The following is a 13,182-nucleotide window of genomic DNA, read 5'->3' as shown; positions in this document are numbered from 1 at the left end:
CCTCCAAGGCCGCCTCGTGGCCCGGGCGGTCCACGAGGCGGCCTTGGAGGTCGCCGAGGGGCGCTGGGACGACCACTTCCCCGTCGATGTCTTCCAGACCGGCTCCGGCACCTCGTCCAACATGAACGCCAACGAGGTCATCGCCACCCTTGCGAGCGAGCGCCTCGGCTCCCCCGTCCACCCCAACGACCACGTCAACGCCGGCCAGTCGTCCAACGACGTCTTCCCCGCGTCGATCCACATCGCCGCCACCGCTGCCGTGACCCACGATCTGATCCCGGCGCTCCAACACCTCACCGCCGCCCTGGAGCGGAAGGCCGCGGAGTTCGCGGAGGTCGTCAAGTCGGGCCGTACGCATCTGATGGACGCCACGCCCGTGACGCTGGGGCAGGAGTTCGGCGGGTACGCGGCGCAGACGCGGTACGGCGTCGAGCGGCTGCGGGCCTCCCTGCCGCGCCTGGCCGAACTGCCGCTCGGCGGAACGGCCGTCGGGACCGGGATCAACACCCCGCCCGGCTTCGCCGCCGCCGTCATCGCCGAGATCGCCGAGGCCACCGGGCTGCCGCTGACCGAGGCGCGGGACCACTTCGAGGCGCAGGGCGCGCGGGACGGGCTCGTGGAGACCTCGGGCCAGTTGCGGACGATCGCGGTCGGGCTGACGAAGATCGCCAACGATCTGCGCTGGATGGCCTCGGGCCCGCGCACCGGGCTCGCCGAGATCAACCTGCCCGATCTGCAGCCGGGTTCCTCGATCATGCCGGGCAAGGTCAACCCGGTGGTCCCGGAGGCCGTTCTCATGGTCGCGGCCCAGGTCATCGGCAACGACCTGACCGTCACGACCGCCGGCGCGTCCGGGAACTTCGAGCTCAACGCGATGCTGCCGGTCATCGCGAAGAACCTGCTGGAGTCCGTACGGCTGCTGGCCAACTCCGCCCGGCTGCTGGCCGACCGCACGGTCGACGGGATCACGGCCAACGCCGAACGGGCCCGGGAGTACGCGGAGTCCTCCCCGTCCGTCGTCACGCCCCTGAACCGCTACATCGGATACGAGGAGGCGGCGAGGGTCGCCAAGAGGTCGCTCGCCGAGCGGAGGACGATCCGCGAAGTCGTCCTGGAGTCGGGCTACGTGGAGCGCGGGGACCTGACGTTGGAGCAGTTGGACGAGGCGCTGGACGTGTTGCGGATGACGCGTCCGTGAGATGACATCCGCGTAACGTGACGCTCCCCCGTTGCGCAGGCCACAGCGGTGTATGCGATGTGCACCTAAGATCTGGTCATGACAGCGAGGACGACGCAGGCGCGCTGGGCCCCGGGGGAGCAGATCCTCTGGCGGTACCGCGGCAACGGCACCGACAGCGTTCACATCTGCCGCCCCGTGACCGTCGTCCAGGACTCCCCCGAGCTGCTCGCCGTGTGGATGGCGCCGGGGACGAACTGCGTCAAGCCGGTGCTCGGGGACGGGACTCCGGTGCACCTGGAGCCGTTGGCCACCCGTTACACCAAGCCGCGCCGTGCGGCCCGCTCGCGCTGGTTCGGCACCGGTGTGCTGAAGCTCGCCGGGCCCGAAGAGCCGTGGTCCGTCTGGCTGTTCTGGGAGCCGGACTGGCGGTTCAAGAACTGGTACGTGAACCTGGAGGAGCCGCGCCGCCGGTGGGCGGGCGGCGTCGACTCCGAGGACCACTTCCTGGACATCGTCGTCCACCCGGACCGCGGCTGGGAGTGGCGTGACGAGGACGAGTTCGCGCAGGCGCAGCGTGCGGGCCTGATGGACGCCGCGAAGGCCGAGCGGGTACGGGCGGCCGGCCGGGCGGCGGTCGAACGGATCGGCGCCTGGGGCACACCGTTCCGGGACGGCTGGGAGAACTGGCGGCCGGATCCGGCCTGGCCCGTGCCGGAGCTCCCGGGCGACTGGGATCGCGTTCCCGCAGGGCTGGCCACATGACGGCCGCCGGAAGGGGGCGTTCGTGAACGTCCTGCGGACAACTCTGGACAAGCTGCGGAAACAATCTTCGGCGGGCGGGACTTGATGTTTCCTGGTGCACCGACCGTAGGATCGTCCTCCGCGGCACCCCGCACACTGAACGGGCGAGCAGTAAGGGCACAACTCCCGGGCCATCGGAAAGGTTTGACCGCACGTCACCGCCGGCAGCGGCGGAGGACTGGAGAGGTGGAGTCGTGAGCGGAGACGACCACGACGGGTATGCCGAGTTCGACCGGTCGGCGGTCGACCGGGCCGGACAGGCGGAGGCGTTCGACGCGATCGGCGACCGCTACGACGAGGCGTACCCGCGCAAGGAGGGGCAGCTCGCCGCCGGCCGCTGGCTGGCCGAGACGCTCCCCGCGGACTCCCGTGTCCTGGACGCGGGATGCGGTACGGGCACGCCGACGGCGGCCCAACTCGTGGCGGCAGGGCACCGGGTAGTGGGGGTCGACCTCTCGCCGGTCATGGTCAAGCTGGCCCGGGACAACGTGCCGGCCGCCGAGTTCCGCGTGGCGGACCTGGCGGCGCTGAGCGCCGAAGGCCCGGAGGGGGTGGGCCGGTTCGACGGGGTCACCGCGTTCTTCTCGCTGACGATGCTGCCGCGCCGGGAGATCCCGCAGGCGCTGCGGCTGCTGCACGGACTGCTGCGACCCGATGGCCTGTTGGCGCTGTCCATGGTCGAAGCGGATGTGGACGACTTCTCGATTCCGTTCCTGGGCCACACGATCCGGGTATCGGGTTACGTGAGGGACGAATTGCGCCAGGTCGTGAGCGATGCGGGGTTCGACATCGCCGGGGAGGAAACGTACGCGTACGCCCCGGCGAGTACGGACGTACCGCCCGAGATCCAGCTCTTCCTCAACTGCCGACGACGCGCCTGACCCCGCGCGCCCGACGCGCAGCCCCGGATGGATGGAATCCCACGCGTGACGGAGTACCCGACCCCCCACGGCGGCCGCCAGGCCGCCACCTCAGCCCTGCCCGCACCGGCGGTGCCGGCCGAGTTCGTCGTGCCGCCCGAGCCGACGGGCGCGCGCCGCGACGCCCCGCGGCCCGTGCCGGACGGCATCGCGGCGGCGGCGGCCGCATCGGGCGGCCGCGACCGCGCGACGGCGAGCCCGTCGGGCGAACCCCCGGGCGGCTCCCCGCACCCGGGCGACCCGGAGCCCGGTGGCACGCGGCGCCCGGCACCGGGCGAGCGGGGCGCGGTGCGCGCCGGTGACGCCAACGCCGCCGTCGGGGCCTCCCGGCGGAGCGGCAGGACCAAGAAGAGCCGGGGGCCGGAACGTACGAGTGCGGGGGCGGCGGTGGGGCATCAGCGGGCCGCGTCCGAGCCGATGTCCGAGACGGCCGCGCCCCGGCCGCCGGCCGGGCGGGAGGAACCGGTGACCGAAGTGACCGAGGTGGCGAAGCCGGTGTCCGAAGTGGCGGAAGTTGCCCAAGTGGCCGATGCGGCGGCGCTGGCCGCCGCCTCCGCGGCGGGCGGGGTGAGCGCGGCGAGCGCCGCGAGCGCGGTCAAGGACGCCGCCCTGGCCACCACCCGCGACGGCGACCGGCTGCGGTTCGTCGGGGCCGCGACGCGGCGGATCGCGCGCGGTATCGACCTCGACGAGATCGTGCTCGGGCTGTGCCGCGCGACCGTGCCGACCTTCGCCGACGTCATCCTCGTCTACCTGCGCAACCCCATGCCGGTGGGCGACGAGCGCCCGGTGGGCCCGTTCGTCCTGCGGCTGCGGCGCACCGACCGGATCCCCGAGGAGCCGGACTCCGACGGCGGCCGACTGCCGTCCGTACCGATGCAGCCCGACATCCACGCGGCGGAGCTGGCCGAGGTGCAGCCGGGCGGCCCGCTGGCCGAAGTGCTGCGCGGCGTACGGCCGGTGTTCGGCGACTCGGCCGCCGCGCGCGCCGCGCTGCCCGAACTGCTCGGCCCGGGCCACGCGATACCGGACCACCAGCGGGCGATCCTCGCCCCGCTGCGCGGCCGCCGCCGGGTGATCGGCGCCGCGGTGTTCCTGCGCCGCCCCGACCGGCCCGCCTTCGAGGCCGACGACCTGCTGGTGGCGGCCCAGCTGGCGACGCACACCGCGCTGGGCGTCGACAAGGCGGTGCTGTACGGCCGCGAGGCCTACATCGCGGACGCGCTCCAGCGCACGATGCTCCCGGAGAACCTGCCGCAGCCCACCGGCGTACGCCTGGCCAGCCGCTATCTGCCGGCCGCCGAGACCGCCCGGGTCGGCGGCGACTGGTACGACGCGATCCCGCTGCCGGGGAGCAGGGTGGCCCTGGTCGTCGGGGACGTCATGGGCCACTCCATGACCTCCGCCGCGATCATGGGTCAGCTGCGCACCACCGCGCAGACCCTCGCCGGGCTCGACCTGCCGCCGCAGGAGGTGCTGCACCACCTCGACGAGCAGGCGCAGCGGCTCGGCAGCGACCGCATGGCGACCTGCCTGTACGCGGTGTACGACCCGGTGGCGCACCGGATCGTGGTGGCCAACGCGGGCCATCCGCCGCCGGTCCTGCTGCACCTGGGCGGCCGGGCCGAGGTGCTGCGCGTACCGCCGGGTGCGCCGATCGGCGTGGGCGGGGTGGACTTCGAGGCGGTGGAGCTGGACGCGCCCGCCGGGGCGACGCTGCTGCTCTACACCGACGGCCTGGTGGAGTCCCGGCTGCGGGACGTGTGGACCGGGATAGAGGCCCTGCGGGAGAAGCTGGTCGCGACCGCCAGGCTGACGGGCGTGGACCACCCGCCGCCGCTGGAGCCGCTGTGCGACGAGGTGCTGGACATCGTGGGCCCGGGCGACCGGGACGACGACATCGCGCTGCTGGCCGCCCGGTTCGACGGGATCGCGCCGAGCGACGTCGCGTACTGGTACCTGGATCCGCACGAGCGCGCGCCCAGCAAGGCGCGCCGGCTCGCGCGCGGGGCGCTGGCCCGCTGGGGCCTGGAGGAGCTGAGCGACTCCGTCGAGCTGCTCATCAGCGAGGTCGTCACGAACGCGGTTCGGTATGCCGGACGGCCGATCACGCTGCGGCTGCTGCGGACCGACGTGCTGCGCTGCGAGGTGGGCGACGACGTGCCGCAGCTGCCGCGGCTGCGGCAGGCCCGCCCCTCGGATGAGGACGGGCGTGGGCTGTACCTGGTCAACAAGCTGGCCCGGCGCTGGGGTGCGACCCGGCTGAGCACGGGCAAGGTCGTGTGGTTCGAGCTGACACAGCCGGCGAAGGCGTAGGAGGGGGCAGAAGGCGTAGGAGGGGGCACAGGCGTCTGGCGCAGTCTGGCGCGGGAGGAGCCGAGGGAGCACGGGCGTCTGGAGATCGGTGAGGGTTTCCCGCCCGTACGGCCGGGGGCGTCCGGGGCTCGGCAGGGTTGCCGACGGCTCGTCGGCGGAGTTCACTGCGAAGTGGACATAGCCGGATAAATCCTCACCATGCGCACAGCGAGGCGTTCCCGATGACCGACTCTCCCCAGAAGGTCCCGTATACGACGAGCAACCACGGCGTACCGGTACAGAGCGACGAGCACTCGCTCACCGTCGGCGACACCGGCCCGATCCTGCTGCACGATCACTATCTGATCGAGAAGATGGCCCAGTTCAACCGGGAGCGGGTCCCCGAGCGCGTGGTGCACGCGAAGGGCAGCGGGGCGTACGGCAGGTTCACCGTCACCCACGACGTCAGCCAGTTCACCAAGGCCGATCTGTTCCAGCCCGGCAAGAGCACGGACATGCTGGCCCGCTTCTCGACGGTCGCGGGCGAGCAGGGCAGCCCCGACACCTGGCGCGACCCGCGCGGCTTCGCGCTGAAGTTCTACACCGAGCACGGCAACTACGACCTGGTGGGCAACAACACCCCGATCTTCTTCGTCCGCGATCCGATGAAGTTCCAGGACTTCATCCGCAGCCAGAAGCGGCGCCCGGACAGCGCGATGCGCGACAACGACATGCAGTGGGACTTCTGGACGCTGTCCCCCGAGTCCGCGCACATGGTCACGTGGCTGATGGGCGACCGCGGCATCCCGAAGAGCTACCGCACCATGAACGGCTACGGCTCGCACACCTATATGTGGGTCAACGGCGGCGGCACGCGGTTCTGGATCAAGTACCACATCAAGACCGACCAGGGCATCGACTTCCTCCCTCAGGAGGAGGCGGACCGGCTCGCGGGCGAGGACGGCGACTTCCACCGCCGCGACCTCTTCGACTCGATCGCCGCGGGCGACGCGCCCTCCTGGACGATGTACGTCCAGGTCATGCCGTTCGAGGACGCGCCGGACTACCGCTTCAACCCCTTCGACCTGACCAAGGTCTGGCCGCACGGCGACTACCCGCTGATCGAGGTCGGCCGGATGACGCTCGACCGGAACCCGGACGACTTCTTCGTCCACATCGAGCAGGCCGCGTTCGAGCCGTCGAACCTGGTGCCGGGGATCAGCGTCTCGCCGGACAAGATGCTGCTGGGCCGGATCTTCTCGTACGCGGACACCCACCGGTACCGCATCGGCCCCAACTACGCGCAGCTGCCGCCCAACCGCCCGCACGTGCCCGTCCACTCCTACGCGAAGGACGGCCCGATGCGGTACGAGCCGAACCGGGTCGGCGCGGTCTACGCCCCCAACTCGTACGGCGGTCCGGCCGCGGACACCACCCGCTTCGGCGATCCCGCGGGCTGGGAGACGGCGGGCGAGATGGTGCGCGAGGCGTACTCGCTGCACCGCGAGGACGACGACTGGGGGCAGGCGGGCACGATGGTCCGCGAGGTCCTGGACGACGCGGCCCGCGACCGCCTGGTCGCCAACATCTCCGGCCACCTCCTGAAGGGGGTCAGCCGCCCGGTCCTCGACCGCGCGATCCAGTACTGGCGCAACGTGGACAAGAACCTGGGCGACCGAGTGGCCCAGAACGTCAACGGAGGCTGACCGCCTGCCCGTACGGCGGTCGGGTCAGCAGCCGCCCCGGCTCTGCCGTCAGCCGTTGTGACCCGTGTTGGGGTCGTCCTCCTCGGCCGGGTCCGACGGCGTCGGGGGCGTGGGCTTCGTCGGGGGAGCCGTCGGGGTCACCGGGTCCGTGGGCGGGATGGTCGGGGTCGTCGGCCTGCCCGGGTCCGTCGGGGGGTCCGTCGGGGACTCCGGGTCCGACGGGTCCTGGCCGCCCGGGGTGGAGTGGGTCGGGTCCGGGCCCCGGCCCTGCCTCGTCGGCGGGGCGGTCGGCGTGGTGGAGGGCAGGGTGATCGCGGCGCCCTGGTCGGTGTCGAGGTCGAACTCCGCGGACGACTCGCCCTTCAGCGCGGCCCGGGTGTAGTCGGCCCAGATCTGCGCCGGGTAGCCGCTGCCGTTGACCCGGCCGCCGCCGCCCGTGCCGTACAGGGTGACCTGCTTGCCGCCCTCCTCGGCGTCCTCGCCGAACAGGCCGACGGTGGTGACCAGTTCGGGGGTGTAGCCCGCGAACCAGGCGGACTTGTTGTCGTCCGAGGTACCAGTCTTGCCCGCGATGTCGAGTCCGGCGGAGCGCACGACGGCGCCCGTGCCGTCGTCGACGACGCCGGCCAGCACGGAGGTGACGGTGTCGGCGGTCGTGCGGTCCACGACCTGCTCGCCCTCCTGCTCCTCCGGCAGGTCGACCTTCTGGTCACCGCGCTCGGCGGACAGCACCAGACGCGGGGTGACCTTCTTGCCGTGGTTGTCGAGCGTCGCGTACGCCGCGGCCATGTCGAGCGGGCTGCCGCCCATCGAGCCCAGCGACATCGCGGGCTTGGCCTCGAAGCCGCCGGCCTTCTCGCTCATGCCGAGGTTGATCGCGGTCTGCTTGACCTTGTCCAGGCCGACATCGACGGCCATCTGCGCGAAGACCGAGTTGACCGACTTGTTCATGGCCTTCTGGACGCTGATCGGGCCGTAGTTCCTGTCGTCCTCGTTCTCCGGCGCGAACGGGATGGTGCTGCCCTTGACCGGGCGCTTGCTCGTGCCGTCGTAGACCGTGCTCGCCTTGATCGGGGCACCGGCCTGCGTCTTCGAGGAGTTCTCCAGCGCGGCGGCGAGGATCAGCGGCTTGAAGGTGGAGGCGGGCTGGTAGTCGCGGCGGGTGGCGTTGTTGGTGTAGTGCTTCGTGGCGCTCTCGCCGCCGTACATCGCCACGATCCGGCCCGTCTTGGGGTCGACGGACACGGCCCCCGGCTGGACGTGGGAGTCGACCTTCCGCTTCTCCGGGTCCAGGTCGGTCCGGAGCTTGTCGTCCACGGCGGCCTCCAGGGCCCGCTGCTTCTTCTTGTCGATGGCGAGCTTGATCTGCCAGCCGCCGGCGTCGAACTCCGCCTTGTCGACGCCCGCTGCGGCCAGCTCGTCCTGCGCGAGCTTGGCGAGGTAGCCCGCCTGGCCGTCGAGACCGGCGGGGGGCTTGGGCGCGATCGGCGTGTCGAAGTCCATCCGGGAGCGCGCGCCCGCGTCCAGCCAGTCCATGCCGACCATGTTGTCCAGCACGTAGTTCCAGCGCTGGAGGGCGAGCTTGCGGGAGGTCTCGCTCGCGCCCGACCACTCGTACTGGCTGGGCGCCTGGAGCAGCGCGGCGAGGTACGCGCCCTGCTCGACGGTGAGGTCCCTGGCGTCCACGCCGTAGTACGCGCGGGCCGCGGCCTGGATGCCGTACGCGCCCCGCCCGTAGTAGCTGGTGTTCATGTAGCCGGCGAGGATGTCGTCCTTGCTCATCTCCTGGTCGACCTTGAGCGAGATGATCAGCTCCTTGGCCTTGCGGGAGACGGTCTGCTCCTGGTCGAGGAAGTAGTTCTTCACGTACTGCTGGGTGATGGTCGAGCCACCCTGCTTGCCGCGCCCGAGGGCGGTGTTGACCAGGCCGCGGGCCGTGCCCTTCAGGTCGACGCCGGAGTCCTGGTAGAAGGTCTTGTTCTCGGCCGCGACGAAGGCGTGCTGCACGGCCTTGGGCACCTGGCTCAACGGGACGATCTCGCGGTTGACCGAGCCCGCGCGGGCCAGGATCGAGCCGTCGTCGTACATGAAGACGTTGGCCTGCTTCTTGGCGTCCGCGTTGGCGTCCGGCACGTCGACGGCTATGTAGAGCGCGATGAAGGTGCCGATGCCGAGCACGCCCACGGTCAGGACGGCGCCCAGCACCTTCCGCCAGGTGAAGAGGCGGCGTATGCCGCCTCCGGCCCGCTTCGCTCTCGGTCGTCCCATCTCAGCCCAGCTCCCGTTCCTTGCGTCCCCCGGCAAACCTCACGACGCTAACACCGCATCTTCGGCCAAAAGCTCACCGAACAAGGCTTTTCCGGACGTGACAATCAGCACCCCCGCCCATGGGAACTGACCTGCGAGAAGCCTCGAGGGTTGCCCGGGCGGGCCGGGCGCCCACCCGCGCCGCGACTGAACACTGTACGTATACACCTCGGCTATACATCGCATGTATACGCCTGGTGTAGAGTCTCGGTCATGTCCATAAGCCACACCCTGCTCGGACTCCTGGAGTCCGGCCCGCGCCACGGCTACGACCTCAAGCGCGCCTTCGACCAGCGCTTCGGCCACGACCGCCCGCTGCACTACGGGCAGGTGTACTCGACGATGTCGCGCCTGCTGAAGAACGGACTCGTGGAGGTCGAGGGCGTCGAGCCCGGCGGCGGCCCCGAGCGCAAGCGGTACGCGATCACGGACGCCGGGATCACCGACGTCGCCCAGTGGCTCGCCGAACCGGAGAAGCCCGAGCCGTATCTGCAGTCCACCCTCTTCACCAAGGTGGTCCTCGCACTGCTCACCGGCCGCAGCGCCGCCGACCTGCTCGACGCGCAGCGCTCGGAGCACCTGCGGCTGATGCGCGAGCTGACCGAGCGCAAGCGCACCGGCGACCTCGCGGACCAACTGATCTGCGACCACGCCCTGTTCCACCTGGAGGCGGACCTGCGGTGGCTGGAGCTCACCGCCGCCCGGCTCGACGCACTCGCCGCGGAGGTACGGGCATGACCCCCGCCGGCTCCCTGCTCACCGCCGAGAACCTGCGCAAGGCGTACGGACCCACCAACGCGCTCGACGGCGCCCACTTCTCCATCCACCCGGGCGAGGTCGTGGCCGTCATGGGCCCCTCGGGGTCCGGCAAGTCGACGCTGCTGCACTGCCTCGCCGGGATCGTGACCCCCGACTCGGGCACCATCACCTACGACGGCCGCGAGCTGTCGGCCATGGGCGACGCCGAGCGCAGCGCGCTGCGCCGGGGCGACTTCGGCTTCGTCTTCCAGTTCGGGCAGCTGGTGCCCGAGCTCACCTGCCTGGAGAACGTGGCGCTGCCGCTGCGGCTCAACGGCGTGGCACGCAAGGCCGCCGAAGGCACCGCGCTGGGCTGGCTGGAGCGGCTGGAGATCGACAGCCTGGCCCGCAAGCGGCCCGGCGAGGTCTCCGGCGGACAGGGCCAGCGCGTGGCGGTGGCCCGCTCGCTGGTCACCGGGCCGCGCGTGGTGTTCGCGGACGAGCCGACCGGCGCGCTCGACTCGCTCAACGGCGAGCGGGTGATGGAGCTGCTGACCGAGGCGGCCCGATCCACGCGCGCGGCCGTCGTGCTGGTGACGCACGAGGCGCGGGTGGCCGCGTACTCGGACCGCGAGATCGTCGTACGCGACGGCCGGTCGCGCGATCTGGAGCGCTCCTCATGAGCGCGCCGAAGACCTGGATACGCGATCTCGGCATGGGCACGCGGTTCGCCCTCTCCGGCGGGCGCGAGGGGTGGACGCGCACCCTGCTCACCGCCGTCGGCGTGGGCCTGGGCGTCGCCCTGCTGCTGCTCACCACCGCCATCCCGAGCGCGCTGGCGAACCGCGATGCGCGCGGCGAGGCCCGCGCCGACATCACGTACAGCGGCGGGCCGGTGTCCAAGGCCGACGACACCGTCCTCGTCATGCCGACGGACGACCGCTACCGGCAGGAGGATGTCCGCGGCCGGATCATGCTGCCGGAGGGCCCCAAGGCCCCGCTGCCGCCGGGGGTTTCCCGCTTCCCCGGCGCCGGCGAGATGGTCGTCTCACCCGCGCTGAAGGAACTGCTGGCCTCGGGCGAGGGAGCGCTGCTGCGCGAGCGGCTCGACCAACGGATCGTCGGCACCATCGGCGACGCGGGCCTCATCGGCCCCAGCGAGCTGGCCTACATCGCCGGTTCGGACACCCTGCGGCTCGGGGACGGCCCGACCCAGCGCATCGACCACTACGGCACGACCGGCGAGCCGGCGCCGCGCATGGACCCGGTGCTGCTCCTGCTCACACTGATCGTGTTCATCGTGCTGCTCATGCCGGTCGCGGTGTTCATCGCCACGGCCGTGCGGTTCGGCGGCGAGCGGCGCGACCGGAGGCTGGCCGCGCTGCGGCTGATCGGAGCCGACGGGCGGACGGCGCGGCGGATCGCGGCCGGTGAGGCACTGGCCGGTTCGCTGCTCGGACTGGCCGTCGGCGCGGTGGTGTTCCTGCTCGGCCGGCAGTGGGCCGGGGGCGTCGAGGTCCTGCAGATGAGCGTGTTCCCGCACGACCTGAACCCCTCCCCCGCCCTCGCCCTGCTGATCCTGGTCGCGGTTCCGGCCGCCGCGGTGGGCGTGACGCTGTTCGCGCTGCGCGGCGTGGTGATCGAACCGCTCGGGGTCGTCCGTACGGCCAAACCCGCGCGGCGCAGGCTGTGGTGGCGGCTGCTGATGCCGCTGGCCGGGCTCGGGCTGCTCTACCCGATGATCGGGCAGGGCCGCTCCCGCGGGGACTTCAACCAGGCGATGGTCATCGGCGGTGTGGTGCTGCTGCTCGTCGGCGTCACGGCGCTGCTGCCGTGGTTGGTCGAGGCGGTCGTCGCCCGGCTCGGCGCCGGGCCCGTCTCCTGGCAACTGGCCGTCCGCCGGATGCAGTTGACCAGCGGCGCGGCGGCCCGGCTGGTCAACGGGATCGCGGTCGCGGTGGCCGGGGCGATCGCGCTGCACATGCTGTTCACCGGGGTCGAGAGCGATTACACCCGGGCCACGGACAACGACCTCTCCCGCGCGCAGATGGCCGTCTCCGCGCCGACCTCGCCCGAGTCCTCCGCTCAGATCAGCGCGCTGGCCCGGCAGCTGGCGCACACCGACGGAGTGGCGCGGGTCACCCCGCCGGTCTCCAGCACCTACGCGGGCGACACCCGCAGGGACCCGGGCAAGACGATGGCCGTCCACGTCGGCACCTGCGCGGCGCTGCGTGCCATCGCCGAGCTGCCGTCCTGCCGCGACGGAGACGTGTTCGCCGTACGGGACGCCCCCACCGATGTGTACACGGCGCAGCTGGCGAAGGCCGGCCGGACCGTCCACCTCGACCCGGGATTCGGCAGCTCCAAGGGCGCGGAGGTGCCGTGGCGACTGCCGGAGGGGATCCGGAAGGCGCAGCCGCGCAAGGACCCCACGGGCAACATCACCGGTGGGCTGTTCGTGACGCCGAAGGCGTTCCCCGCCGGGGCGGCGCTCGCCATGCACAGCGAGGTGTTCGTGAAACTGGACGAATCCGTGCCGGACGCGCGGGAGTACGTGCGCAACGCCGCCGCGAAGGCCTCGCCACTCGCCCAGGTACAGACCCTGGCCGCGAGCGAGCAGTCCCGGCGGTTCGCCTCGATCCGCACCGGGCTGCTGGTGGGAGCGGCGTGCGTGATGCTGCTGATCGGGGCCAGCCTGCTGGTGTCGCAGCTGGAACAGCTGCGGGAACGGCGGAAACTCCTCTCCGCGCTGCTGGCCTTCGGGACGCGCCGCTCGACACTGTCCCTGTCGGTCCTGTGGCAGACGGCCGTCCCGATCACCCTCGGCCTCACACTGGCCACCGCGGTGGGGCTCGGACTGGGGGCGGTCCTGCAGAAGATGGCGGGCGCGTCGATGACGGTCGACGCGGTGGCGGTGGCGACGATGGCGGGGATCGGCGCGGCGGTCGTCCTCCTGGTCACCCTGCTGGCGCTCCCAGCGCTATGGCGCCTGATGCGCCCCGACGGCCTCCGCACGGAGTAGCCTCCGGCTCGGCCAGGTCGCTCACGCTGAGCGACACACCGCTCCTGCGTGGGCACGCGCCACCGTTCCGGTGTGGGCAGGCGTTCCGCAAGGGCGGAACGGGTGGGCACACCGGAACCCGCACCCGGCGCACGGGCCCCGCCACCCACCGGAGCGTTGCCGCTCCGGAACGCCAACCCTCGCCGGGAGCACAGGTTTCGTACGCGGCTGCAC

General features: G+C 72.0%; 9 protein-coding genes. 8 read left to right on the top strand and 1 reads right to left on the bottom strand.

All coding sequences use genetic code 11. From position 1 onward, the window contains the following. The 5 genes from AOK16_RS11775 to AOK16_RS11755 form a co-directional block, all read left to right on the top strand. On the top strand, nucleotides 1–1,198 hold a 1,198-nt coding region (locus AOK16_RS11775; RefSeq protein WP_055472210.1), incomplete at its 5' end, for a class II fumarate hydratase. Nucleotides 1,199–1,276: 78 nt separating this feature from the next. Then, a complete protein-coding gene (gene fomD, locus AOK16_RS11770; protein WP_055472209.1) occupies nucleotides 1,277–1,942 on the top strand; it encodes a cytidylyl-2-hydroxypropylphosphonate hydrolase in 666 nt (221 codons plus the stop codon). Nucleotides 1,943–2,175: 233 nt separating this feature from the next. Beyond that, nucleotides 2,176–2,862 carry a class I SAM-dependent DNA methyltransferase gene (locus AOK16_RS11765; protein ID WP_055472208.1) on the top strand — a complete coding sequence of 229 codons (687 nt, stop codon included), beginning with the start codon at nucleotides 2,176–2,178 and terminating at the stop codon, nucleotides 2,860–2,862. 45 nt (nucleotides 2,863–2,907) lie between these two features. After that, nucleotides 2,908–5,217 carry an ATP-binding SpoIIE family protein phosphatase gene (locus AOK16_RS11760; protein ID WP_055472207.1) on the top strand — a complete coding sequence of 770 codons (2,310 nt, stop codon included), beginning with the start codon at nucleotides 2,908–2,910 and terminating at the stop codon, nucleotides 5,215–5,217. Between the two features lie 221 nt (nucleotides 5,218–5,438). Beyond that, the gene (locus tag AOK16_RS11755; RefSeq protein WP_055472206.1) at nucleotides 5,439–6,902 is read left to right on the top strand and encodes a catalase; all 1,464 of its coding nucleotides are present in this window, start codon (nucleotides 5,439–5,441) and stop codon (nucleotides 6,900–6,902) included. Nucleotides 6,903–6,950: 48 nt separating this feature from the next. Here the strand turns inward: AOK16_RS11755 and AOK16_RS11750 are convergent, their stop codons facing one another. Continuing rightward, nucleotides 6,951–9,170, bottom strand: coding sequence for a transglycosylase domain-containing protein (locus tag AOK16_RS11750; protein ID WP_055472205.1), 2,220 nt, complete (start codon nucleotides 9,168–9,170; stop codon nucleotides 6,951–6,953). A gap of 252 nt (nucleotides 9,171–9,422) precedes the next feature. On the opposite strand from AOK16_RS11750, the gene AOK16_RS11745 reads away from it, so the two are divergent. The 3 genes from AOK16_RS11745 to AOK16_RS11735 are packed head-to-tail and all read left to right on the top strand — an operon-like array spanning nucleotide 9,423 to nucleotide 12,969. Continuing rightward, on the top strand, nucleotides 9,423–9,947 hold the full coding sequence (locus tag AOK16_RS11745; protein WP_055472204.1) for a PadR family transcriptional regulator: 525 nt from the start codon (nucleotides 9,423–9,425) through the stop codon (nucleotides 9,945–9,947). Next, nucleotides 9,944–10,630, top strand: a complete 687-nt coding sequence (locus AOK16_RS11740; protein WP_055472203.1) for an ABC transporter ATP-binding protein — start codon at nucleotides 9,944–9,946, stop codon at nucleotides 10,628–10,630. The genes AOK16_RS11745 and AOK16_RS11740 overlap by 4 nt, the downstream gene beginning before the upstream one ends. After that, nucleotides 10,627–12,969 (top strand): ABC transporter permease, encoded by a 2,343-nt coding sequence (locus tag AOK16_RS11735; RefSeq protein ID WP_055472202.1) that lies wholly within the window; start codon nucleotides 10,627–10,629, stop codon nucleotides 12,967–12,969. Before AOK16_RS11740 ends, AOK16_RS11735 begins: the two co-directional genes overlap by 4 nt. Nucleotides 12,970–13,182: the final 213 nt, after the last annotated feature.

This window comes from Streptomyces pathocidini (assembly GCF_001418495.1).
In the GTDB taxonomy this organism is placed as follows: Bacteria; Actinomycetota; Actinomycetes; order Streptomycetales; family Streptomycetaceae; genus Streptomyces; species Streptomyces pathocidini.
This window is presented reverse-complemented; position numbering and strand designations above follow the sequence as displayed.

Coding starts and splice junctions, on each gene's coding strand:
- fomD (WP_055472209.1), top strand. CDS start 1,277: ATGACAGCGAGGACGACGCAGGCGCGCTGGGCCCCGGGGGAGCAGATC.
- AOK16_RS11755 (WP_055472206.1), top strand. CDS start 5,439: ATGACCGACTCTCCCCAGAAGGTCCCGTATACGACGAGCAACCACGGC.
- AOK16_RS11750 (WP_055472205.1), bottom strand. CDS start 9,170: ATGGGACGACCGAGAGCGAAGCGGGCCGGAGGCGGCATACGCCGCCTC.
- AOK16_RS11745 (WP_055472204.1), top strand. CDS start 9,423: ATGTCCATAAGCCACACCCTGCTCGGACTCCTGGAGTCCGGCCCGCGC.
- AOK16_RS11740 (WP_055472203.1), top strand. CDS start 9,944: ATGACCCCCGCCGGCTCCCTGCTCACCGCCGAGAACCTGCGCAAGGCG.
- AOK16_RS11735 (WP_055472202.1), top strand. CDS start 10,627: ATGAGCGCGCCGAAGACCTGGATACGCGATCTCGGCATGGGCACGCGG.